Raw genomic sequence first — 21946 nt, 5'->3', positions numbered from 1 at the left:
ACGCGCTGTCGTTCGAATCCGTTCCTACGGAGACAGGCATTTCTCGCGCGGACAGGAATCGATGAGCGAAGCTTTCGACGTCATTGTGATCGGCGGCGGCCATGCGGGCTGCGAGGCGGCGGCAGCCGCCGCGCGGGCCGGTGCGCGCACGGCGCTCGTCACGCATCGCTTCGCGACCATCGGCGAGATGTCCTGCAACCCGGCCATTGGCGGGCTCGGCAAGGGCCATCTGGTGCGCGAGGTCGATGCGCTGGACGGGCTGATGGGCCGGGTCGCCGATCAGGCCGGTATCCAGTTCCGGCTGCTCAACCGGCGCAAGGGCCCGGCGGTGCGCGGTCCCCGCGCCCAGGCAGATCGAAAGTTGTATAAGGCCGCGATGCAGGCGGCGATCCTCGAACAGCCGGGTCTGACCGTCATCGAGGCAGCGGTCGGCGACCTGCTTGTCGAGAACGGCGCGGTCGCGGGTGTCGTCGCCGAGGACGGGCGCAGCTTCCGCGCGCGCCGGGTTGTGCTGACCACCGGCACGTTTCTCAGGGGCATGATCCATCTCGGCGCGACGCGCATTCCGGCCGGCCGGGTGGGGGAGGCGCCGGCGCTCGGCCTATCCGAACGGCTCTACAGGCTCGGCTTCCGGCTCGGCCGCCTCAAGACCGGGACGCCGCCGCGGCTCGATGGCTCCAGCATCGACTGGGCCTCGCTCGAAGTGCAGCCGGGCGACACGCCGCCGGTTCCCTTCTCCTTCCTGACGCGCGCGATTACGACGCCCCAAGTCAACTGCCACATCACCCGCACCACCGAAGCCGGGCACCGGATCATCGAGGACAACCTCAAATTCTCGCCGGTCTATTCCGGGCAGATCGAGGGCGTCGGCCCGCGCTATTGCCCCTCCATCGAAGACAAGGTGGTGCGCTTCCGGGAGCGCGACAGCCATCAGATATTCCTGGAGCCGGAAGGGCTCGACGACGACACGATCTATCCGAACGGCATTTCGACGGCGCTGCCCGAAGAGGTCCAGCTGGCCTTCCTGAAGACCATTCCGGGCCTTGAGCATGTCGTCATGCGCCGCGCCGGCTATGCGATCGAGTACGACTATATCGATCCGCGCGAGCTCAAGGCGACGCTGGAGACGAAGCGGCTGCCGGGGCTTTACCTGGCCGGGCAGATCAACGGCACCACCGGCTACGAAGAGGCGGCAGCTCAGGGCCTGATGGCCGGGCTCAATGCGGCGCTGGCGGCGGGCGGTGGGGCGGGCGTCGTGCTCGACCGCGCGGAGGCCTATATCGGCGTGATGATCGACGACCTGATCACCCGGGGCGTCAGCGAGCCTTATCGGATGTTCACCTCGCGGGCCGAATACCGGCTGACGCTCAGGGCCGACAATGCCGACCGGCGGTTGACCGGGCAGGGGATCGCGGCCGGTGTCGTGGGCTCGGCGCGGGCGGAGGCTTTCGCGGCCAAGCAGGCGGCGCTCGATGCAGGCCGCGCGCTCTGCGCCGGGTTGAGCCTCAGCCCCAGCGAACTGGTTAAGCGCGGCCTCAAGATCAACCGGGACGGCGTTGTCCGCAGCGCCATGGACCTGCTGGCGCATCCGGACATCGATATGTGCGTTCTGGCGGGCATTTGGCCGGAGATCGGCGGCTTTGCGCCCGAGATCGCCGAGCAGCTTGAGATCGAGGCGCAGTATTCGGGTTATCTCGGCCGGCAGGAGGCCGATATCAGGGCTTTCCGCAAGGATGAGGGGCTGCGGCTGCCTGCGGAGATCGATTATGCCGCCATCAAGGGGCTTTCGATCGAGGTCCGGCAGAAGCTTGCCCTGGCCCGCCCGGCGACGCTCGGCCAGGCCGCGAGGGTCGATGGCGTGACGCCCGCGGCGCTGACCACGTTAATGATTCACGTGAAACAAAAGCGCAGTGCTTGAGGGGTGCGACCCGGTATGTCCCAACATATAGTAGGGAATGCCTCCCAAGTCGTTGATGCGGAATCCTTTTTGGCCGCCACGCATGTTTCACGTGAAACAATTGCCCGGCTCTCGCTATACGAGTCCCTGCTCCGGAAGTGGCAGAAATCCATCAATCTGGTCTCTTCGGCCACGCTTTCGGAGCTCTGGCGGCGGCATATGCTCGATTCCGCCCAGCTGGCCGATCTGGCCCCCGAAAGCGCCCTTGTCTGGGCCGATCTCGGCAGTGGCGGTGGCTTTCCGGGGCTGGTGATTGCGATTATACTGAAAGACAGGCCCGGCTTTGCGATGCATCTGGTCGAGAGCGACCAGCGCAAATGCGTCTTTCTGCGCGAGGTGGCGCGGGAGACCGGGGCCCCGGTCGAGGTCCATAATCTCAGAATCGAGGATTTCGCCGCCGAAAGCGGCTTGAAGCCGGATGTCGTCTCGGCGCGGGCCCTGGCGCCGCTTCTCCGGCTTCTCGGCTGGGCCGCGCCGCTTTTCGGTCCGGCGACAATCGGGCTTTTCCTGAAGGGGCAGGGCATCGAAGGCGAATTGACGGAAGCGCGCAAAGAGTGGATATTCGAAGCTGAGTTGTCCCCCAGCCGTTCCGACCCCTCGGGATGCGTGCTCAAGCTCAGAGGCCTTCATGGAGCAGATCGACATTAACCAGGGCTGCGCGACGCCGGTTTCCGGCGGTAGTGCCGCGGGCCTACTTGCTCCGTCCACGGATCGTCCGCGCATTCTCGTCGTCGCCAACCAGAAAGGCGGCGTCGGCAAGACAACCACCGCCATCAATCTCGGCACCGCGCTGGCCGCTGTCGGCGAGCGCGTGCTGATTGTCGATCTCGATCCGCAAGGCAATGCCTCGACGGGTCTCGGCATCGGCCGCGCCGAACGCAAGGTGTCGGCCTATGATGTGTTGATCGGCGCGGCGCTGATCGAGGACGCGGTGGTGCCGACAAAAGTGCCGGGTCTCGATATTGTTCCGTCCACGATGGATTTGCTCGGCGCCGAGCTGGAGCTTGCTTCGGTGCCGCGCCGCTCGCACCGTTTGCGCGACGCGCTGGCCCGCATGCCGCGTCACGGCAAGAAGCGTGACGTCAGCGAAGCCGAAGCGGCGATGACCGCGCGGCCTTACTCCTATCTGCTGATTGACTGCCCGCCCTCGCTCAATCTGCTGACCATCAATGCAATGACGGCGGCCGACGCGATCCTGGTGCCGCTGCAATGCGAGTTTTTCGCGCTGGAAGGTTTGAGCCAGCTTTTGCGCACCGTCGAGCGCGTCAAGACCAGTCTCAATCCGCGCCTTGAGATTCAGGGCATCGTGCTGACCATGTTCGACCAGCGCAACAAGCTCTCCGACCAGGTGGCGTCGGATGTGCGTTCGCATCTCGGCGACAAGGTCTATCGCACGGTCATTCCGCGCAATGTCCGCATCTCCGAAGCGCCGTCCTATGGCAAGCCGGCGCTGGTCTACGATCATCGCTGCGCCGGCAGCAAGGCCTATATGAAGCTCGCCGCCGAGATGATTCAGCGCGAGCGGGCGCTGCGCCGCAACGCAGCATGAGTGCGACCGAAATTAACTTAATCCGTGGTCTGAAGACTCTTAACAAATTCTTCTAACCACTTGTAACGATTTGGAATATGGCCCTACCCGGTAGCGATGCCGGCCAAGGCCGGCAAAGTGAGCGTCCGGAAGTCGAATCTTTCCGCGGTGTTCCGGATTCGGAAGGGCGGTGGTACCGGCCCTGCCGGCAAAGAGACAATCGCGGCCGGCGGACGGCGCGGGCAAGAAGGAAAAGGATGAATGACCATGGCAGAGGAAACCCCGAGCCGGCTCGGACGCGGACTGGCGGCGCTGATCGGCGACGACACGGCCTTTGCGCTGGGCGACCAGGAGGCGCAGGCGCCGAAGGGCATTCGCGAGGTGCCGATCGAATTCCTGCGCGCCAATCCGTTCCAGCCGCGCCATACCTTCAGGCCGGAAGACCTCAACGACCTCGCCGCCTCGATCCGCGAGAAAGGCATCCTGCAACCGATCGTGGTCCGGCCGGTGGCGGGCGACCCCAATTCCTTCGAGATCGTCGCCGGCGAGCGCCGCTGGCGCGCCGCGCAGGCCGCCCAGCTCCACAAGGTGCCGGTGATCGTCAAGGAACTGTCGGACGCCGAATCGCTTGAAATCGCCATCATCGAAAACGTCCAGCGCGCCGATCTCAACGCGGTTGAGGAGGCGGCGGGTTACGACCGGCTGATGCTGCAGTTCGACTACACGCAGGAGAAGCTCTCGCAGCTCATCGGCAAGAGCCGCAGCCATGTCGCCAACACGCTGCGCCTGCTCGCCTTGCCGAAGCCCGTCCTGGCGCTGATCGAGGAAGGCAAGCTCACCGCCGGTCACGCGCGGCCGCTGGTCGGCCATGCGCGCGCCGAGGAGATTGCACGCGACATCGTCACCCGCGGGCTTTCGGTGCGCGAGGCCGAGGCGCTGACGCGCAAGGCTGTCAACGTGCCTTCCGCGACGCGGCCGAAGGCCTTGCCGAAAGCCGACAAGGACGCCGACACGCTGGCACTCGAAAAGAACATCTCCGACCAGCTCGGCCTCAAGGTCGAAATCTCGTTTTCCGGCGACAAGGGCGGCGAGGTCAAGATCGCCTACAAGACGCTCGAACAGCTTGATGAGATCTGCCGGCGGCTGGCGGGGCGCACCGCCCAGAAGATGAGTTGATCCGGGTACGGAGGAGTTGAGCGTTTCCTCCGCGTCTGTCCTTCTGAACTCGACCAAAACAATCGTGTCACCCCGGCGAAAGCCGGGGTCCACTTGCAGCGCTTCTTGCCGCAGTGCTCAATATTTTGCGTCGGCGCTGATGCAGCGCTCAATCGCCCTTGCTGAGGGAACCAATGGGCCCCGGCTTTCGCCGGGGTGACACTGAACGTCTGGAGAGGCCTCTGGAATTCTCTCCCACCTCTCTATCCCCGCTGTGGCCGATCGGCCGCGCTTGTGTCTTTCGCGCCGTTGCCGTTCCGCCACGTCTGTGACATCGGCTTTGTTGCGCGCGCGACACGCTTTTCGCGCCTTCGCAAATGGCGGATTTCCGCCATCTCCAAAACAGCCGAACCGGGGATAAGTGCGGTTGTGACAGTTCCGTGACAGAAGCGGTTTTTCACTGTCACAATCGCTGTCACAATCGCTGTCACATTCACCGCCGCGCGGGACGCGCGGCTTGCGCTATGCGAAATAAAGTCTGTCCACAGATCGCCTCGGCGGGACTGCCGGTGGTCTTGCATTGCGTCTCGGCTTCGAGCGCCAGGGCGAGCGCGCGGTCGAGCTTCCGGCGGTTCCAGTTTTTCATCTGACGCGTCACCGCGTCCTTGCGCTTGAAATGCAGCGGCGGACGGAAGCTTCGCATCGCGCCGCCAAGGTCGCTGCCGTTCTCGACATGGGCGGCCGCCAGATGCAGCTGCATCAAATGGCGCGACAGCATGTTCAGGATCAGCACCGCGTTGGTGTCGGCGGCGCGGGCGCGCGCCAGTGCCGTGTCGAGATTTTCAAGTTCGCCGCCCAGCGCCGCGTCGATCACTTCGTCGAGGCTCGAGCCCGCATTGTCGCCGATGCATTCGCGCGCATCGGCCAGCGTCACCTCGCGCGTTTCGCCCCTCCTGTCTGCGCTCATGTCGCCCGCACCCATATAGAGCACCAGCTTTTCAAGTTCGTTCTGCGTCACGCCGCGGTCGGAACCGAGATGCGCCATCAGATATTCGAACGCCGCCGGTTCGGCCTTCAATCCGGCCGCGCCGAGCCGCGCGCGGATCACCTCGCCCAGCGTCGAGGCGTCGTCGGCATAGCAGGGGAGGGCGGCGGCGTTTTCGGCTTCCTCGAAGAGCAGACGCAGCGACGAGCGCGGACCAAGCTCGCCGCCTTCGGCAACGATCAGCGCGTCGCCCAGCGGATCCTCGAGAAACGCCGCAAGCACCTTCGACGCGCCGTCGCTCAGGCCGCGCAGGCGCACGACGCGCCGCCCGCCCAGCATCGAGATCGCGGCTGCCTCATCGGCCAGCCGCGCCGGATCGCTTTTCAATTCGCTGTCGGAAATATCGGCGAGGCGAAACGGATCGGCGAGATCGTCGACGACACTGCGCGTCAGCTTCTCGATGCGTTGGCGCACAAGGCCGCTGTCGGGACCGTAGACCAGCACCGCAACGACATTGGCGGGCGGCTTTGCCGCGAAACGGTCGGCGTCCTGCGGTTTTACTTTCAAGGCGTTCTTCGCCGTTCCGTCACAGCGCGGCGCCGGCCACGCGCGGATTGCTGCTGAAATGAATGCCGAGCTGCAACTTGATTTCGCCGGCGACATCGCGCGCAACGCGGGCCTGCGCGTCGCGCGACGCCGTGATGTTGGCGAATTCGGAATCGACGCGGTTGTAGGAGGTGCGCGAGCGCGCCACCGAGCGCATCACCGGCTTGCCGGTTTCGACGTCGATCAGACGGAAGGGCACGACCAGCACTGTGTTCTTGCGCGTCACGTCGGCGTCGCGCTCAATGGCGACATCCTCCTCGTAAAGCGTCGGCGCCAGTTCGACGCGGTAGGGGGCGTTGGCCGGCGGATTGCCGGACGGCGAGAGAATGTCGAGCAGATTGTATTTCAGGGCGCGGCCGAGAGCGTTTTCGGGCGCCTTGACGTCGAGCATCGACAGATCGGCGGCGACACTCGTGCCGTTGTTTGTCGCATACATCGGCGTGAAGCCGCAGGCCGGCAGCACCAGCAGCGCCATCAGCATGGCGCCGAGGCGCATGTCAGACCACGACATTGACGATCTTGCCCGGCACGACGATGACCTTGCGAACCGCTTTTCCATCGATTGCCTTCCCCACCTTTTCGAGCGCCAGCGCCGCGCGCTCGACCGTCTCGTTGTCCGCGTCGCGGGCGACCGTCAGTTCGTCGCGGCGCTTGCCGTTGACCTGAACGGCGATCGTCACGGAGTCTTCCACGATGAGGGCCTTGTCGGCAACCGGCCATTCGGTGTCGACCGCCGGTATCTCATGGCCAAGGGCTGCCCAGCATTCCTCGGCCAGATGCGGCATCATCGGCGCGGCGGCCAGCACCATGAACTCCAGCGCCTCGCGTTTCGCCCATTTTCCGGCGTCGTTTGAGGGAACAAAACCTGAAATCGCGTTGGCCAGTTCGTAGATGCGGGCGACCGCGCGGTTGAAACGCAGATGCTCGATGTCGTCGGTCAGCGCGTCGAGCGCCTTGTGCGCGGCGCGCCTCAGCGCCAGCGCCGCGTCGTCGAAGCTTGCGGGCTGGCTCGCGCCGGCGGGCGCGATGTCGTCGGCGCCAGCCGCCAGCCGCCAGAAGCGCTGCGTGAAGCGCCAGGCGCCTTCGGCCCCCGCATCCGTCCACTGCACGTCGCGCTCGGGCGGGCTGTCCGACAGCATGAACCAGCGCGAGGTGTCGGCGCCGTACTGGCTGATGATGTCGTCGGGATCGACGGTGTTCTTTTTCGACTTCGACATTTTCTCGATCGAGCCGATCGTCACCGGCGTACCGTCGGAAATGCGTTTGGCGACGCGCTTCCCGCCCGCCGTTTCGATCGCGACTTCGGAAGGCGGCAGCCACTTGCCACCCGCGTCGCGGTAGGTTTCGTGATTGACCATGCCTTGCGTAAAGAGCCGCGCGAAAGGTTCGTCGAGGCCGACATGTCCCAGACGATGCATGGCGCGGGTGAAGAAGCGCGAATAGAGCAGATGCAGGATCGCGTGCTCGACGCCGCCGATATATTGATCGACCGGCAACCAGCGATCGACCGCGGCACGGTCGGTCGGCGTTTCGGCCTTCGGCGCGCAGAAGCGGGCGAAGTACCAGGAACTATCGACGAAGGTGTCGAACGTGTCCGTTTCGCGGCGCGCGGGCTTGCCGCATTTCGGGCAATCGACATGCTTCCATGTCGGATGGCGGTCGAGCGGATTGCCCGGCTTGTCGAAAGTCACATCGTCGGGCAGCACCACCGGCAACTGGTCCCGCGGCACCGGCACGACGCCGCAAGCATCGCAATGGACGACCGGGATCGGACAGCCCCAATAGCGCTGGCGCGAAATGCCCCAGTCGCGCAGGCGGTAATTGATCGTGCCCTGGCCGAGGCCCATCGCTTCGAGTTTTTCGATCGCCGCGCGCTTGGCCGCGCCGACATCGAGCCCGTTCAGGAAATCCGAATTGACCGCCACGCCGTCGCCGGTAAAGGCATCCGTTGCATGCGCCGCAAGCTCTTCGACGAAAGCGGCGCGCGCGGTTTCGTCCAGGTCTTTCGGCGCGACGACCGGGATCACCGGCAAATCATATTTGCGCGCGAAGTCGAGGTCGCGCTGGTCATGCGCCGGACAGGCGAAGATCGCGCCGGTGCCATATTCCATCAGCACGAAGTTCGCGACATAGACCGGCAGCGTCCGGCCCTCGATAAAGGGATGGCGCGCCTTGAGGCCGGTATCGAAGCCGAGCTTCTCGGCCGTCTCGATCGCTTCCTCGCTGGTGCCGATCTGGTCGCATTTGCGGATGAAGGCCTGCAGGTCGGCATTGTCCGCCGCCAGTTTCTGCGTCAGCGGATGATGCGGCGACAGCGCGCAGAAGCTCGCGCCGAAGAGTGTGTCCGGCCGTGTCGTGAAGATCTCGAGCTTATAGTCCGGCGCGTCCGCAACGCCATCCAGCGTGAAGAGAACCTTCGCGCCTTCCGAGCGGCCGATCCAGTTTCGCTGCATCGTCCGCACTTTTTCGGGCCAGTGCTCGAGCGTGTCGAGACCGTCGAGCAGGTCGTCGGCGAAATCGGTAATGTTCAGAAACCATTGCGTCAGTTCGCGCCGCTCGACGGGTGCGCCCGAGCGCCAGCCGCAGCCGTCGATCACCTGTTCGTTGGCGAGCACGGTGTTGTCGACCGGATCCCAGTTGACCATGCTCTTGCGGCGGCTGACGAAGCCGGCTTCGAGAAAGTCGAGAAAGATCGCCTGTTCGTGGCCGCAATATTCAGGGTCGCAGGTGGCGAGTTCGCGTTCCCAGTCGAAGGACAGGCCGATCGCCTTCAGCTGCGCGCGCATCGCCGCGATGTTGTCGTAGGTCCAGCTTTTCGGATGGATGTTCTTTTCCATCGCCGCGTTTTCGGCGGCCAGGCCAAAGGCGTCCCAGCCCATCGGATGCAGCACGTCGAAGCCGCGCGCCCGTTTGTAGCGCGCGATGACGTCGCCCATCGTGTAGTTGCGGACATGGCCCATGTGAATGCGCCCCGACGGATAGGGGAACATTTCAAGAACATAATATTTCGGGCGGCCGCTCGGCTCGGGTGTCCGGAAAGTACCCCGGTCCTCCCACAGCTTCTGCCATTTCGGCTCGGCGGCGCGGGCGTTGTAACGTGTGGACATGATTGTCGGCTGGTCCGTCTTCAATCCGGACCGCTAGCGGCTCTCGGTGGCCTCGATGGTGCTGATGCGAAGCTGGCGCGCGCGCACCAGAATGGCGTTTTCGATCTGCATCGGCGTCGCCATGGTGACCGCCGCGTCGACCCATTCGCCGGTGCCGTTTTCAGCCCTTGTCTGGCGGAAAACCGCCACTTTCACGCCGTCGGCGCGCAGCCGGCGGTCGAGAATATAGACCGTCACCTTGAAGCGTTCGCCGGGTGTTTTCGGGTCCTGGTACCAGTCGGTGATGATGACGCCGCCAAAGGGGTCGGCCGAGGCCAGCGGCATGAAGGCGATGGTGTCGAGCGAGGCGCGCCACAGGAAGCTGTTGACGCCGATGCCCGAGCCCTGGTCGTCGCCGCTCGAGCCGCCGCCGAACAGCTTCAGGCCGTCCTCGCCGAAAATCGATTCGCGCTGCTGCTCGCCGGTCGGATTGTTGGGGCCGCCCTTGCCGGTCGGCTGGCCGGGGAAATTCGAGGTTGAGGGGCCGCAGGCGGTCAGGCCGAGAATGGCGGCAAACGCCAGAGCGGCGGCGGCGCTCCGGGCGCCCTTCATTCCAGTATTGGTCATCGATTTACGGCAAGCCTCTCGCGTTGCGCCTCTCTCATCCGCCTGCCGGTTCTTGCGCCATGGGCTTGCGGAGAGCAAGTAATTTCGCATGCCGGCCGCACCGCGCGGCCAGCGCACTTTCATTTGTCGTGTGCCTTTATAGCGAGATAAAGCGGCGTCCCGCAATCTCGCTCATCAGCGCGTTTCATCCGGGTCCGGCGCTTGTGTTGCGACGCGCCGACTGTTGCTCCCAAGGCACAGCCGACGCAAACCGCAATGCGGACTCAGCCGATGAATTTCGGGGCCCGCCGATGCGGTCCTCCGTGCTCGGAATCCGCATCGTTATTGAGTCGCATGACCGGTCAGGCGAATCCACGTCCCCGCGATCGTAACCCTTCGTTAACCAAGTGGGGCCGATTTGTGCCCTTTCCGCAACATGTGCCGACATTCCTTCACGGCGCGGGCCGGTTCGCTTGACCGGAGGGGGCGATCAACGGATTAATCGGGTTACGCGCTCGGGGGGCAGTTTCAGTCGGCCCGGCGATGGACGCGGCCATGGGGGGTTTTTCCGATGGCACGTGCGAATGGAACAGCTCTTAGCTGATACTGCGAGGAACACATGAAAAAGATTCTTCTTGGGACGACCGCTCTCGTCTCGGCCGGCTTGATCGCCGGTCCGGCGCTCGCGAGCGATCCGCTGACCGTCACGGTCGGCGGCACGGTCACGGCCGGCTTCTACGTTATCGACGGCGATAACACTGCTCCGGCCACAAAGGTCAACGACACCGCCGTCAAGCTTGTCGCGCGCAACATCGACATCAATGCCGAAGGCACGCTCGACAACGGCATGGTCGCCGGTGTCCTCGCGACGCTTTCGCTCAATGACGATTGGAACACGGCCAACGCGGGCCGCGCACCTAACGATGCGGCGTTCCGCGAACTCTTTGCCTATCTCGAAGGCGGCTTCGGCCGGTTCGAAATCGGCGGCACCGATGGCGCTGCCTTCAAGATGCACTACACCTCGCCCTGGTTCGTGCCGGGCAACGGTGTCGACAGCCCGAACATCCTGAACGTTCCGACGGCGATTACCGGTATTACGGTTGGTGGTGCCGCGCACCGCTCCTCGACCTTCTCGCTGATGGCGGCCGATGCCAACAAGGTGACCTATTTCACCCCGCGCTTCGCCGGCTTCCAGCTCGGCCTGTCCTACACGCCGGACGTTTCCTACGCTGGTCCGAATCCGAACGGTCTCGGTGCAGCGACCGCGGGTGCGGCCGCCGGTGTCCGTATCGACGACGTCATCGAAGTGGCGCTCAACTATGCCGGCTCGTTCGGCGGTGTCGATGTCGGCGCCTCGGGCTTCTACGTCTCGGGCGAGACGGTTCTGAATGTCGCCGGCGGATCCGATCCCGAGGAATGGGGCTTCGGTCTCAATCTCGGCATGGCGGGCTTCACGCTGGGCGGTGCCTGGTACCAGTCCGAGGATCTTGCTGGCGTTGGCGCCCCGCTTGCGACGGCGGCCGGAGCAGAACAGGAAGTCTGGACCTTGGGCCTTTCCTATGCGACGGGCCCGTGGACGGTTGGCCTTGCGTACCTGCAGGATGAAATCTCCGCGACGGGCCTTCTCGATCAGAAGCTGACCACCTGGCAGACGGGCGGTGGCTACAATCTCGGCTCGGGTGTCGATATCGGCCTCGACCTGCAGATGAGCGAAGTCGAGCGCGCCGGTGTCGGCGGTGGCGACTACGACGTCCTGTCGGGCGGTCTCGTCCTGTCGGTTTCGTTCTGATCGCTTCGGCGTCAGACGCGAAACTTCGATACTTGGAGAGCGGGTGGCAACACCCGCTCTCTTTGTTTTTCGCGGCAGGCTTGCTAGAGATGCGTTAGAGAAGACGGTAAGGAGCTACAGAGAATGGGCGCGCTGATCTGGCTTGCCTCCTATCCGAAGTCCGGCAACACCTGGATGCGAAGCTTTCTGCACAATCTGTTCAGGAACGAACCCAAGCCGATCGACATCAACGACATTACCGATTTCTGCATCGGCGACTCAGGGGCGCAATGGTATTTGCGGCGCTCGGGAGGACGCCCCGTCACCGAGCTGACGGATGAAGAGATCGCCCGGCTGCGCCCGCTGGTGCATCGCGACTTTACGACGGTCTTTCCCGACTCGGTGTTCGTCAAGACGCATAATTATTTCGGTGAGTGGTGCGGCGTTCCGCTGCATACGATGGATGTTACGGCAGGCGGCATTTATGTGCTGCGCAATCCGCTCGACGTTGTCATATCCGTCAGTCACCATTTCGGAGAAACGCTGGACGAAGCAATCGCACATCTCGCCAATGACATGACGGTGATGGGCGGAACCGAGAGTCACGTCCTTGAAGTTCACCGCTCCTGGTCGACGCATGTGAAGAGCTGGACGGAGCATCCGAGCCCGCAGCTTCTCGTATTGCGCTACGAGGACCTGCTGCACAAACCGCGAAAGCATTTCAAGCGGGTAGCGAATTTTCTGGGTTTGAAGCCTTCCTCCGAACGTCTCGAACGCGCGATCCGCAATTCCTCCTTCAAGACGCTGAAGGCGATCGAAGAGAGGAAAGGCTTCAAGGAGCGCTCGAAGAAAGCAGAAAGCTTTTTCCGCGAAGGCCGCGCCGAGCAGTGGCGCGAGGTGCTGACGCCCGAACAGGTCCGCCGTATCATTCGCGATCATCACGAACAGATGGAACGTTTCGGTTATATTCCGGAGGATTATCGGGATGCCGTTCCGGTAGCGGATATGGAAGTACGGGACGCCACGGGCGTCGCGCGGGGCTGAGGACCGATATGGGCGCGTTGATCTGGCTTGCCTCCTATCCAAAGTCGGGCAATACGTGGCTCAGAACCTTCCTGCACAATCTGTTGCGCGATGCGCAGGAGCCGGTTCCGCTCGAGAAGCTCACCGATTTCTGCCTCGGGGAATCCTGGCTTTCCTGGATCGAACCGCATGCGAAGAAGCCGGTCGCGGCGCTGACGGAGCCCGAAATCGCGCGGTTGCGGCCGCTCGGCCAGGCCGACATGACCAGGGCGTTTCACGAATCCGTTTTCGTCAAGACGCATAATTATCTCGGTCCGTGGCACGGCGTGCCTCTGCACAATATGGATGTCACGGCGGGTGGAATCTATGTTGTCCGGAATCCACTCGATGTCGCGATATCCGCCCATCATCATTTCAATGCCACGCTGGACCAGACAATTTCCATCATGGCGCGGCCGATGGCGACTTCCCAGTTTACAGACAAGCTCATGCCGGAGGTTTATTCGTCCTGGTCTGCACATGTGAAAAGCTGGACGGCACGGCCTTTTCCCCAATTGCTTGTACTGCGCTACGAGGATCTGCTGGCCGATCCGGCAAAGCATTTCGGCATCGTCGCCGGTTTCCTCGGTCTCCAGCCGTCGCAGGAGAGGCTCCAACGCGCCGTCCGCAATTCGTCATTCGCGGTGCTGAAGGCCCAGGAGCAGCGCGACGGGTTTCGCGAACGTCCGGAGCATGCCGCCGCCTTTTTCCGCGAGGGCCGCGCCGAGCAGTGGCGCGAGGTGCTGACGCCCGTGCAGATCCGCCGCATCATCGCCGATCATCTCGAACAGATGGCGCGCTTCGGCTACATTCCGCCTGACTACGCCTGACGCTCAGTCGAGAAGAAAGCCGATTCCGGCCACGCCGGCCGCATCCGTTCCCGCAAGGCGGCGTATGTCGGCGCCGGTGGCGACGCCGCCCAGCGCATAGGGCGCCATGCCAAGCGCGTGGGCGAGGCGGGCGAGTTTTGCAAATCTGACAATGCCGAGCGTGGCCGCGCCCGGATGGCTCGCCGTCGGGAAGACCGGCGAGATCAAAACCGCGGCGGCGCCGGCGCGCGCGGCGGCGCGGATGGCGGCCTCGGAATGCGCGGCCGCCGTTATCGTTCCCAAACCGGCACCATGGCGGCGGGTGAGCGTGCGTTCGGGCAGATGCAGACCGCCCGCGCCAAGGCGGCGGCAAAGTTTCGGTTCGCCGGCAATCAGCAACAGGCAGTTCTTTGCTCGCGCTCGCGCCGCCAGCCGCCGAGAATCCGCGGCATCCGCGCCGGCGTCATAGGCGCGCCAGACAAGCGCAGATCCGGCGGGCAATGCATCGAGTGCCTTCAGCGGGTCCGGCAAGCGCGTGGCGTCGGTCATGCCGATCAGCGCGATGCCGCCGCGGCCTTTAGCGAGTCGCGATGCGGCGCGGCGCAACGCGCGCGCCTTCGCGCTTCCGCTTCCCTTGCCGTATGCGCTGCCTGCCACTAGCTTCGCTCCCATCCGCCGATTGTCCGCCGGGCCGAGCCGAGACTATGACAATGACCGCCTCCGACGCCACCGCTTCCGCCGATCGCCTCGCCGCCATTCGTCAGCGGATCGCCGATGCGGCGCGCGAGGCCGGGCGCGCCGCGCAAGAGGTGACGCTGGTTGCTGTGTCGAAGACCTTCGACGCGGAAGCCATCGTGCCGCTGATCGATGCCGGTCAGCGTGTTTTCGGCGAGAACCGCGTGCAGGAAGCGGCCGCCAAGTGGCCGGCGCTGAAGGCGCGATATGCGGATATCGAACTCCATCTGATCGGTCCGCTGCAAACCAACAAGCTTGGCGACGCACTCCAGCTCTTCGATGTTTTTCATACGCTCGATCGCGAGAAGCTGGCGCTGGCGCTCGTCAAGGCGCGCGACAAGGGCGCGGCGCTGCCCCGTTTGTTCGTTCAGGTGAACACGGGCGACGAACCGCAAAAGGCCGGTCTTGCGCCCACCGATACGGATGCGTTCCTCGCGCGGTGCCGCGACGAGTGGCGCCTCGATGTCGAAGGGCTGATGTGCATTCCACCGGCCGACGAAGAACCCGCTCTTCATTTTGCGCTGCTCGAAAAGCTGGCGCGCCGCAACGGTCTCGCGAAGCTTTCAATGGGCATGAGCGGCGATTTCGAGACGGCGATTGCATTGGGCGCCACCCATGTACGCGTCGGCAGCGCGCTGTTCGGCGCGCGCGGCTAGAGCTTATCGATCCGCATCGTGGTTTGCGGCGTGCAGCGCGACAAGACCTTCAGCATGTCGGGAAGCCGCAGCGCGACGCAGCCTTCGGTCGGTTGCAGGATGCCGTTCTTCTCATTGGCGAGATGAAAGAATATCGCACTGCCGGCGCCGGGGCGCGGCGGATCGTCATTGTGGCCGAGCACGACGACAAGATCGTAGAGATGGTCGTCGCGCCACATCGTCTCGGCGCTTGACGGATAGGGCAGACGGACCGGCCGGTTATATGCCGGGTCCTGCGGCGCATCGCACCAGCCATCCTCGCGCGTCGTTGGACGTACCGGCAAGGCGGTTGCCGGCGTCGGCAGACGGTCCGGGCGGTATCTGAGCTGTCTGAGCGGGAAGATGCCGATGGGTGTGCCGCCATCGCCTTCACGCTTGTCGCCCACCAGTCCGGTGCGCCCAAGTGCACAGACGAATTCGAGCCCGTCCATGATCAGCCGGCCGTGCGGTTCGCCCGGCTTCGCGGTTACGAGAATTTCGGTGGAAGACGCCATGGCCGCGTTAATCTAGGCGGACGCTTCGTGGCTGACCAGAGGGCGTCAGCGCGCGTGCTTCAAGGCTTCGTATTTGTCGAGCGCCTGGCTCATGGCGCCCAGAAGATCGGTCGCGGCGGGCGCGGCGTCGCCGTCATCGTCAGACGGGCCCTCGATGTCGAGGCTCATGCGCGGCGCGGCGACGACAAAGCCGGGTTCCATTTCCGCAGGCTCTGCGGCGGCCATTTCAAGATTGTCGAACGAACCGATCAGGGCTGCGAAGGCCTCCGGGCTCAGTTGCGGCAATCCGGCGCCACCGGTGACGGGCGACGTGGCGGCGAATTCGCGGCCGGGCATTTCCGGAACGATCGATGCCGTCTGTTCGACTGACGCATTGGCGCGGGCAAGCGCCAGCGTGTCTTCGGCCGGCGCCGCGGCGATGGCGGTTTCGGTGGCGGGGGTGTCCGCGTCGAAAACTGCCGCATAGATCCGGTCGCCGATGCCCTGTTCGCCCGAACCGCCCGCGATGGCGAGGCTCGCCACGGAGGCGACAAGGCCGATCGGGCCGCCGTAGAGCGCGCCACCGGCGACGCGGGCATGGGCGCTGATCCGGTCGCCGGTCAGGCCGCGATAAATCTCGGAGACCACCGGAATGTGCTGGAGGGGGTTCAGCGTGTCGATCAGGTCGTTGAAGCTGAGTTCGGCACCCTCCGGGGCGCGGCCTTCGCGCCGGGCCGCCCGCAGCTCGGCAAAAGCGGCGGAAGCCATGTTGTGCTTGCCGGCCGTGAACTGCTGGGGATGGATCAGTGCGTCGGTCATGCCGAGTTCTACGCAAAGGGCGGGCCAGCCGGCGGGGCTCGGAAAGCCGTCGGTTTTTTGCCATGCCGTGGCGGCGGCGGGGGCTCGCCCGGCAAATTCTGCCGGGCAGGTCATCCGGCGCGGCAGCTTTGCCTGTGTGCATTGGTTGGCGGCGCGAGCTATGGCAAACTCCGGCCCGCGTCCGGCCCCCGCTTCCGGCCTGTGGGCGTGTTTTGCGTATCGGAACGGATCGATCATGGCGAAAAAACCTTCCCCGCCCGGACCGGCAAAGAGCCCCTCCTTCATGCCGCCGGGCGGCGGCCGGGCGACCGTCGGCCTGCCGCGTTCGGCCTTCGGCGGACCGGGCCCGACGGTCGGCCTTCCGGCTGGCGGGCAGGGCGGCCTTCGGCCGGGCGCCGCTCAGAGCACGCCGCTGGCACCGGGCGAGGTTGTCCAATTGCTGCAACTGGGCGGAGCCCATCTCGCGGCCGGCCGGCTCGACCATGCGGGCAAGGCGGCGGCGCATATCCTGAAAACCGAACCGCAAAACCCGGACGCGCTTCATCTGCTCGGTCTCGTGGCGTTGGGCAAGGGCGATGCCGCCAACGCCGAAAAGCTGATTGCGACTGCCGCCGCCCTGATGCCCCGGCATGTCAATGTCTGGGTCAATCTGGGGAATGCGCAGCGCGAGCAAGGCAAGGCCGATGAAGCATTGATTGCCTATCGGCGGGCGGAGGCCATCAATCCGGACTATCCCGATATATTTCTCAATCGGGGCATTCTCTACAAGGACAGCGCCGATTATGCGGCGGCCATCGTCGAGTTTGAAAGGCTCATCGAGCTCATGCCCGCCGATGCCAACTCCTATCTGCGCGCGGCATCTGCGGCGACGGATGCCGGACGTTTTCGCGACGCGCGAACCTATTTGCTGAGCGCTACCGAACGCGCAACCAACATTCCGTTGCCGCTCGCCACGACGCTCTCGGCAACATATGAGCGGCTGGGCGATCTCGAGGACGCACTCACATGGGCCAACAAGGCGCTTGCCATCGACGCAGCGAGCGGCGGCGCGCTGGCCGTCTGGTCCAAGGCAAAGCGCCGTCTGCACAAGGGCGACAAGGCGGTGCTCGCCGAATGCCGCAACCGTCTCGCGGCACTCGATCTCGGTAAGGTGCCTGTGAACGATGCACGGCTGGTCTCTTCGGAACTCGCGCAAATCTGTCACGACGAGGGCGATATCGACGCGTCGTTCGGTTATTTCACGCAGCAGAACGAACATACAGCGCGCTTGCCGGAACTCGGCCGTGTCAACCGAACCGCCTTCATTGACGAAGTCAGCACACTGATCGATATCTTTACCGAAGACTTCGTATCCGGCTGGCGGGCGCTACCGGCACCCGGGATCGAGCCTGGTCACGCCGCGGCGCCGGTTTTTCTCGTCGGATTTCCACGTTCGGGGACGACGCTTCTCGATCAGATTTTCGACGCGCATCCGCAAGCCCAGGTCTTCGAAGAGCAGCCTTTCTTGCGCGCCGTCAGAAAGTCGATCGTCGGCTATCCGCAGTCGCTGGCGATTATGGATGAAGGCAGGCGGACGGCGGTGCGACGTCTCTACTGGCAAGAGCTATGCGATGCAGGCGCCGATCTCGAAGGTAAGACCGTTATCAACAAGATGCCGCTCGATATCATTTACGCCGGCCTCATCCACCGGGTGTTTCCCGAAGCGCGTATCGTCTTCGCGCTTCGCCATCCGGCGGACTGCGTGTTGTCCTGCTTCATGCAGGATTTCGTGCCGAACGGCGCGATGCTGAATTTCCTGACGCTCGAGGGCTCGGCGCGGTTCTACGAGCGGGTGATGACGCTCTGGCAGACCTACAGGACGCTGTTGCCGCTCAATGTGCATGAAGTGCGCTACGAAAACCTTGTCGCCGACCTGCGCGGCGAAGTCGGTCCGGCGCTGGAATTTCTCGGCCTCGGATGGCACGATGCGGTGAGCGATCCGGCGGCCCATGCGCTGGCGCGCGGCACGATCAAGACGCCTTCCTATTCGCAAGTGACGCAGCCGATCTATTCGAGTTCGGCCGACCGCTGGCGGCGATATGAAAAGCATCTGCAGCCCGTCATGCCCATTCTCGAACCGCATATAAAGCGCTTCGGCTATTCCCTCTGAAGGACCCATGAGCGGTATCAAGAAAATTCTCGTGGTCGACGACGACGATGCGCTGCGGACGGCGCTTGTCGAACAGCTCGACCTCCATGAAGAGTTTACCTGCGTGACGGCGCCGACGGCTGCGTCCGCGCTGGACCGTGTTCGCGGCGCGCATGTCGATCTTGTGCTGCTCGATGTCGGTCTGCCGGACATGGACGGGCGGGAGGCGTGCCGGCTGATGCGCAAGGCCGGCGTCAAGGCGCCGATCATCATGCTGACGGGCGCCGACACCGAATCCGATACGATCCTCGGCCTCGACGCCGGCGCCAACGACTATGTGACCAAGCCGTTCCGTTTCGGCGTGTTGCTGGCGCGCATCCGTGCACATTTGCGCAGCCACGAGCAGAGCGAAGACGCCGTGTTCAAGGTCGGTCCCTACACGTTCCAGCCGAGCGCGAAGGTGCTGGTCGACGTGCAGAACAAGAAGGTGCGGCTGACCGAAAAGGAAACGGCGATCCTCAAATATCTCTATCGCGCCGGGGCCAAGGTTGTCGGGCGCGATATCTTGCTGGCGGAAGTCTGGGGCTACAATTCAGGCGTCACGACGCACACGCTCGAGACGCATATTTACCGGTTGCGGCAAAAGATCGAGAAGGATCCGTCGAACGCCGAGATCCTCGTTACCGAAACGGGCGGTTACCGGCTGGTTCCCTGAAAAGGGATCGCATGGGGAGGATCGGGATGGTGGACGACGCGCTTCTGGTGGCCGAGAGGTTTTTCCGCGCCGTCGAAACGGGCGACACCGACGAGGTTGCGCGCGTTTATGCGCCCGACGCTCGCATCTGGCACAACTTCAGTCAGGCGGAACAAACGGTCGAGGAGAACCTCAAGGTTCTGCGCTGGATGGCGCGCAAGCTTCCCGGCCGGCGCTACGACGTCCTCAGGCGCGTCGTCATTCCCGGCGGCTTCATGCAGCAGCATGTGGTCAGGGGAACGCTTGCCGATGGCTCGGCGTTTGCGATGCCGGCCTGCGTTGTCTGTCTCGTCGAGAATGGACGCATTGTGCGCCTTGAAGAATATCTCGACCCGGCCCAGGCGGCGGTGCTTTCGGCCTAGTCTCCCTCGACGCGTGCGGTGGGGCGATAGGCGACGATGAATTGCGGCGGCATGCGCGTCGCACGTCCGCTTTCGATATCGATGCAGACAAAATCCGTCAGGCCGCGCAGCAGCGTCTGTCCGGTCTCGGCATTCACCATCTGGAAACGACGGCGCAACCGCAGGCGGCCGTCATTGCCGGTGATCCATGTGGCCACCAGCACGCGCTGCCCTTCATAGCTCGCCGCCAGGTATTCGAGTTCGTGGCGGCGCACGACCATGCCGCGGTTGAGGCGCTTGTAGTAGGCGAAATCGATCCCCAGCGCCTTGGAATGCTCCCATGCGGTTTTCGCCATCCAGCTCAGATAGACGACATTGTTCGTGTGCTGAAAATCATCGATGTGGCGGGGTTCGACCTGGACTTCGTGGATGAAGGGGTCGGGCCAGTCCCAGACGATCGGGGAGGTCGGCGAGGCCATGCGGATGCTCCGTTTCGGGGTTCGCACTTCTTAGCGTCGCCGCCGCGCAAGCGCAAATCGGGTCTTTGGCGCGGACGCGCGCCTCCGCTATGCTCCATCCATGAGCCTTGAACCCGCCATCGAGATGCTGAAGCGCCTTGAGCTTTTTTCGGGCCTCGATCCGGTGCGGCTCGAGGTCGTCGCCTTTACCTGCGAGCGGCGCGAATATGCGCCGGGCGCGACGCTTTTCGAGACGGGCGACGAGGCCGACTGCGCCTATCTCATTCTCGACGGCGAGGCCGCCATGCTGGCGCGCGACGACAGCGGCGCGGCGCAGGCGCTCAGGCTTGACAGGGGCGATCTCATCGGCGAAACGGCTTTGTTCGAACCGGGGCGACGCGTGACGACGGTGCGGGCGGTTTCGTCGCTTCACACGCTCAGGATCGGCCGCGACATGTTTCAGCGGCTGATCGGCGAGTTTCCGGAAATGGCGGGCGCGGTCGCGTCGCGGCTTGCCGGACGGCTGGCGCTGCTCGGGCGGGAACTGTCGGCGCTGGGTGATCGACTCGACACAAATGCGCGCGTAACAGGAAAAGGCAGGGGTGCGGATGAGTGAGCGTCAGGCGGAAGCAAGGCAGGACTGGCCGCCGAACATACAGGCGGTGTTCAAGCGCATGGCGCCGGCGAGCCGCTATCTCGGGCTCGAAATTCTCGACGCCGACCGCGAGGCGCGCGTCGTGAAGGTGGCGTTCAACGCCGGGCCCGAACTCTGCAACATGTGGGGCGGCATTCAGGGCGGCATGGTGGCGGCGATGCTCGACGATGTGATGAGCCTCGCCGTCGGTCTCGATCTCGAATGGGGACAGATTTCGCCGACGCTGGAACTGAAAGTCTCGATGCTGACGCCGGCGCGGCCGGGGCGCATTCTCGGCATGGGGCGTGTCATCAAGCGCGGCAAGTCGGTCGGCTTCATCGAAGGCGAATTGACGTCGGAAGACGGCAAGCTCATCGCGACCGCAAGCTCGACGGCAACTTTCGTAACGTTAAAAAGGAAAGACGCGCCGGCGGAGAACAACGCTCAGGCGTAGGCTTTCTTTGCGAAGAAGGCGCGCGCCTCGGGCGTCAGATGCGTGTTGAACAGCGCGAAGTGATGGCGGATGCCGGCATTGAGCGCCGCCTTGTCGAGTTTCACGACGCGGCGCGTTTCGCGCAGGAAGCTCGGCCAGTAGCGAATGACCATCCACACATTGTCGGCAAGCGCGGTCAGTTCGTCGTCCGGCATGTCGAGATGCTTTGCCTCGATCATGTGACGGAAGAAACGGACCAGCATGTTCGTCGTCGTTTCATAGATGCGGTGAACGCGATCCTCGAGCTCGGGCGAGGTGCGTCCGTATTCGGCCTGGTCGCGATAGAGAAACTGATAGGTCCAGACTTCCTCGAAGACCAGGCGATTGAACAGCGCATAGGATTCGAGCACCGTGTCCGGTGTCGAAGCGATGGCGAGGCGTTTGTCGATCAGTACAAAGAGCGCCAGTTGATGGGCGCGCACCAGATCGCGCTTGGTGCGGAAGTGATACCAGAGGTTGCCTTCCGAGATGCCGACCTCGTCTGAGATGCGCGCCGTCGTGACCGCGTCGTAGCCGTTTTCGTTGAAGAGACGCAGGCTCGCGGCCAGGATCCGATCCTTGGTTCTGGCGGGCGTTTGACCGGCTTTGGCAGGCTTTGTCATCGATCTGTCACTGGACTGTCAAAAAACTGTTGTCGATCTGTCGTGCGAGGACGCAGCGGCAGACTTGTCCCCGGTTTATCCCCGCCCGAAGCTGCCCTCTTGCGTGAATAGGGTCAATACCCTAATATGGGGCATCTACCCCATTAAAAGACCGGCGTGGCGGAGCCCCAACTTCGCCCCGCAAAATCGGCAGCGGTAGGAACCCCAGGAGCGGGCGCGCGGCGAGGCCTTCACCCCCGAGGCTGGCCCCCC

22 protein-coding genes are annotated in these 21946 nt (G+C 64.1%); 13 read left to right on the top strand and 9 right to left on the bottom strand.

Translation table 11 applies throughout. The annotated features are described in order from the left end of the window. The first annotated feature begins 61 nt into the window (after positions 1-61). The 4 genes from mnmG to KF719_RS09980 all read left to right on the top strand — a co-directional run bounded on the left by mnmG (position 62) and on the right by KF719_RS09980 (position 4661). Entirely contained in the window at positions 62-1918 is a 1857-nt protein-coding gene (gene mnmG, locus KF719_RS09995; protein WP_293508571.1) for a tRNA uridine-5-carboxymethylaminomethyl(34) synthesis enzyme MnmG, read from the top strand. A gap of 15 nt (positions 1919-1933) precedes the next feature. Continuing rightward, positions 1934-2605, top strand: coding sequence for a 16S rRNA (guanine(527)-N(7))-methyltransferase RsmG (rsmG, locus tag KF719_RS09990; protein WP_293508570.1), 672 nt, complete (start codon positions 1934-1936; stop codon positions 2603-2605). Beyond that, entirely contained in the window at positions 2586-3506 is a 921-nt protein-coding gene (locus KF719_RS09985; RefSeq protein ID WP_293508569.1) for a ParA family protein, read from the top strand. Before rsmG ends, KF719_RS09985 begins: the two co-directional genes overlap by 20 nt. A gap of 240 nt (positions 3507-3746) precedes the next feature. Then, entirely contained in the window at positions 3747-4661 is a 915-nt protein-coding gene (locus KF719_RS09980; protein WP_293508568.1) for a ParB/RepB/Spo0J family partition protein, read from the top strand. Positions 4662-5133: 472 nt separating this feature from the next. Here the strand turns inward: KF719_RS09980 and holA are convergent, their stop codons facing one another. The 4 genes from holA to KF719_RS09960 are packed head-to-tail and all read right to left on the bottom strand — an operon-like array spanning position 5134 to position 9944. After that, positions 5134-6192, bottom strand: coding sequence for a DNA polymerase III subunit delta (gene holA, locus KF719_RS09975; RefSeq protein ID WP_293508567.1), 1059 nt, complete (start codon positions 6190-6192; stop codon positions 5134-5136). Positions 6193-6211: 19 nt separating this feature from the next. Further along, complete coding sequence (locus KF719_RS09970) at positions 6212-6742, bottom strand: hypothetical protein (protein ID WP_293508566.1); 531 nt, start codon at positions 6740-6742, stop codon at positions 6212-6214. Further along, the gene (gene leuS / locus KF719_RS09965; protein WP_293508565.1) at positions 6729-9338 is read right to left on the bottom strand and encodes a leucine--tRNA ligase; all 2610 of its coding nucleotides are present in this window, start codon (positions 9336-9338) and stop codon (positions 6729-6731) included. The genes KF719_RS09970 and leuS overlap by 14 nt, the downstream gene beginning before the upstream one ends. A 33-nt stretch (positions 9339-9371) precedes the next feature. Continuing rightward, positions 9372-9944: a DUF3576 domain-containing protein gene (locus KF719_RS09960; protein WP_293508564.1), complete on the bottom strand. Its 573-nt coding sequence runs from the start codon at positions 9942-9944 to the stop codon at positions 9372-9374. A gap of 598 nt (positions 9945-10542) precedes the next feature. Between KF719_RS09960 and KF719_RS09955 the strand changes: the two genes are divergently transcribed. The 3 genes from KF719_RS09955 (at position 10543) to KF719_RS09945 (ending at position 13583) form a co-directional block, all read left to right on the top strand. Beyond that, positions 10543-11712 carry a porin gene (locus KF719_RS09955; RefSeq protein ID WP_293508563.1) on the top strand — a complete coding sequence of 390 codons (1170 nt, stop codon included), beginning with the start codon at positions 10543-10545 and terminating at the stop codon, positions 11710-11712. Between the two features lie 123 nt (positions 11713-11835). Next, positions 11836-12735, top strand: a complete 900-nt coding sequence (locus tag KF719_RS09950) for a sulfotransferase domain-containing protein (RefSeq protein WP_293508562.1) — start codon at positions 11836-11838, stop codon at positions 12733-12735. Between the two features lie 8 nt (positions 12736-12743). Further along, on the top strand, positions 12744-13583 hold the full coding sequence (locus KF719_RS09945; protein WP_293508561.1) for a sulfotransferase domain-containing protein: 840 nt from the start codon (positions 12744-12746) through the stop codon (positions 13581-13583). A gap of 3 nt (positions 13584-13586) precedes the next feature. Here KF719_RS09945 and KF719_RS09940 read toward each other — a convergent pair whose 3' ends face one another. After that, positions 13587-14219 carry a thiamine phosphate synthase gene (locus KF719_RS09940; RefSeq protein WP_293508560.1) on the bottom strand — a complete coding sequence of 211 codons (633 nt, stop codon included), beginning with the start codon at positions 14217-14219 and terminating at the stop codon, positions 13587-13589. Positions 14220-14266: 47 nt separating this feature from the next. Here KF719_RS09940 and KF719_RS09935 point away from each other — a divergent pair, with 47 nt between their 5' ends. After that, positions 14267-14953, top strand: a complete 687-nt coding sequence (locus tag KF719_RS09935; protein ID WP_293508559.1) for a YggS family pyridoxal phosphate-dependent enzyme — start codon at positions 14267-14269, stop codon at positions 14951-14953. Here the strand turns inward: KF719_RS09935 and KF719_RS09930 are convergent. Both KF719_RS09930 and KF719_RS09925 read right to left on the bottom strand, forming a co-directional pair. Next, the gene (locus tag KF719_RS09930; RefSeq protein WP_293508558.1) at positions 14950-15486 is read right to left on the bottom strand and encodes a L,D-transpeptidase family protein; all 537 of its coding nucleotides are present in this window, start codon (positions 15484-15486) and stop codon (positions 14950-14952) included. The two genes, KF719_RS09935 and KF719_RS09930, sit on opposite strands and share 4 nt — an antisense overlap. A 45-nt stretch (positions 15487-15531) precedes the next feature. Then, positions 15532-16284 (bottom strand): hypothetical protein, encoded by a 753-nt coding sequence (locus KF719_RS09925; protein WP_293508557.1) that lies wholly within the window; start codon positions 16282-16284, stop codon positions 15532-15534. Between the two features lie 235 nt (positions 16285-16519). Between KF719_RS09925 and KF719_RS09920 the strand changes: the two genes are divergently transcribed. Genes KF719_RS09920 through KF719_RS09910 form a run of 3 tightly spaced genes read left to right on the top strand, consistent with a single transcriptional unit; the run spans position 16520 to position 19528 of the window. Next, entirely contained in the window at positions 16520-18433 is a 1914-nt protein-coding gene (locus tag KF719_RS09920; RefSeq protein ID WP_293508556.1) for a tetratricopeptide repeat-containing sulfotransferase family protein, read from the top strand. A 7-nt stretch (positions 18434-18440) separates the two neighbouring features. Continuing rightward, positions 18441-19127 (top strand): response regulator transcription factor, encoded by a 687-nt coding sequence (locus KF719_RS09915; RefSeq protein ID WP_293508555.1) that lies wholly within the window; start codon positions 18441-18443, stop codon positions 19125-19127. A gap of 26 nt (positions 19128-19153) precedes the next feature. Next, the gene (locus tag KF719_RS09910; RefSeq protein WP_293508554.1) at positions 19154-19528 is read left to right on the top strand and encodes a nuclear transport factor 2 family protein; all 375 of its coding nucleotides are present in this window, start codon (positions 19154-19156) and stop codon (positions 19526-19528) included. Here KF719_RS09910 and KF719_RS09905 read toward each other — a convergent pair. Then, positions 19525-19986, bottom strand: a complete 462-nt coding sequence (locus KF719_RS09905; protein ID WP_293508553.1) for a thioesterase family protein — start codon at positions 19984-19986, stop codon at positions 19525-19527. The genes KF719_RS09910 and KF719_RS09905 overlap by 4 nt on opposite strands. A gap of 100 nt (positions 19987-20086) precedes the next feature. On the opposite strand from KF719_RS09905, the gene KF719_RS09900 reads away from it, so the two are divergent. Next, positions 20087-20581 (top strand): Crp/Fnr family transcriptional regulator, encoded by a 495-nt coding sequence (locus KF719_RS09900; protein ID WP_293508552.1) that lies wholly within the window; start codon positions 20087-20089, stop codon positions 20579-20581. Further along, complete coding sequence (locus tag KF719_RS09895) at positions 20574-21053, top strand: PaaI family thioesterase (protein WP_293508551.1); 480 nt, start codon at positions 20574-20576, stop codon at positions 21051-21053. Before KF719_RS09900 ends, KF719_RS09895 begins: the two co-directional genes overlap by 8 nt. Here the strand turns inward: KF719_RS09895 and KF719_RS09890 are convergent. Continuing rightward, positions 21044-21694 (bottom strand): TetR/AcrR family transcriptional regulator, encoded by a 651-nt coding sequence (locus tag KF719_RS09890; protein WP_293508550.1) that lies wholly within the window; start codon positions 21692-21694, stop codon positions 21044-21046. The genes KF719_RS09895 and KF719_RS09890 overlap by 10 nt on opposite strands. Positions 21695-21946 lie beyond the last annotated feature (252 nt).

The sequence above is a fragment of the Parvibaculum sp. genome (assembly GCF_019635935.1).
Classification (GTDB): Bacteria; Pseudomonadota; Alphaproteobacteria; order Parvibaculales; family Parvibaculaceae; genus Parvibaculum.
This window is presented reverse-complemented; position numbering and strand designations above follow the sequence as displayed.

What these genes read in the sequence shown, in the direction of transcription:
- KF719_RS09915 (WP_293508555.1), top strand. Translation starts at nt 18,441, where the DNA reads ATGAGCGGTATCAAGAAAATTCTCGTGGTCGACGACGACGATGCGCTG.
- KF719_RS09950 (WP_293508562.1), top strand. Translation starts at nt 11,836, where the DNA reads ATGGGCGCGCTGATCTGGCTTGCCTCCTATCCGAAGTCCGGCAACACC.
- KF719_RS09985 (WP_293508569.1), top strand. Translation starts at nt 2,586, where the DNA reads ATGGAGCAGATCGACATTAACCAGGGCTGCGCGACGCCGGTTTCCGGC.
- KF719_RS09980 (WP_293508568.1), top strand. Translation starts at nt 3,747, where the DNA reads ATGACCATGGCAGAGGAAACCCCGAGCCGGCTCGGACGCGGACTGGCG.
- KF719_RS09910 (WP_293508554.1), top strand. Translation starts at nt 19,154, where the DNA reads ATGGTGGACGACGCGCTTCTGGTGGCCGAGAGGTTTTTCCGCGCCGTC.
- KF719_RS09955 (WP_293508563.1), top strand. Translation starts at nt 10,543, where the DNA reads ATGAAAAAGATTCTTCTTGGGACGACCGCTCTCGTCTCGGCCGGCTTG.
- KF719_RS09920 (WP_293508556.1), top strand. Translation starts at nt 16,520, where the DNA reads ATGGCGAAAAAACCTTCCCCGCCCGGACCGGCAAAGAGCCCCTCCTTC.
- KF719_RS09970 (WP_293508566.1), bottom strand. Translation starts at nt 6,742, where the DNA reads ATGTCGTGGTCTGACATGCGCCTCGGCGCCATGCTGATGGCGCTGCTG.
- leuS (WP_293508565.1), bottom strand. Translation starts at nt 9,338, where the DNA reads ATGTCCACACGTTACAACGCCCGCGCCGCCGAGCCGAAATGGCAGAAG.
- KF719_RS09900 (WP_293508552.1), top strand. Translation starts at nt 20,087, where the DNA reads ATGAGCCTTGAACCCGCCATCGAGATGCTGAAGCGCCTTGAGCTTTTT.
- KF719_RS09960 (WP_293508564.1), bottom strand. Translation starts at nt 9,944, where the DNA reads ATGACCAATACTGGAATGAAGGGCGCCCGGAGCGCCGCCGCCGCTCTG.
- KF719_RS09895 (WP_293508551.1), top strand. Translation starts at nt 20,574, where the DNA reads ATGAGTGAGCGTCAGGCGGAAGCAAGGCAGGACTGGCCGCCGAACATA.
- KF719_RS09935 (WP_293508559.1), top strand. Translation starts at nt 14,267, where the DNA reads ATGACAATGACCGCCTCCGACGCCACCGCTTCCGCCGATCGCCTCGCC.
- mnmG (WP_293508571.1), top strand. Translation starts at nt 62, where the DNA reads ATGAGCGAAGCTTTCGACGTCATTGTGATCGGCGGCGGCCATGCGGGC.
- KF719_RS09890 (WP_293508550.1), bottom strand. Translation starts at nt 21,694, where the DNA reads ATGACAAAGCCTGCCAAAGCCGGTCAAACGCCCGCCAGAACCAAGGAT.
- KF719_RS09930 (WP_293508558.1), bottom strand. Translation starts at nt 15,486, where the DNA reads ATGGCGTCTTCCACCGAAATTCTCGTAACCGCGAAGCCGGGCGAACCG.
- KF719_RS09925 (WP_293508557.1), bottom strand. Translation starts at nt 16,284, where the DNA reads ATGACCGACGCACTGATCCATCCCCAGCAGTTCACGGCCGGCAAGCAC.
- KF719_RS09945 (WP_293508561.1), top strand. Translation starts at nt 12,744, where the DNA reads ATGGGCGCGTTGATCTGGCTTGCCTCCTATCCAAAGTCGGGCAATACG.
- KF719_RS09905 (WP_293508553.1), bottom strand. Translation starts at nt 19,986, where the DNA reads ATGGCCTCGCCGACCTCCCCGATCGTCTGGGACTGGCCCGACCCCTTC.
- rsmG (WP_293508570.1), top strand. Translation starts at nt 1,934, where the DNA reads ATGTCCCAACATATAGTAGGGAATGCCTCCCAAGTCGTTGATGCGGAA.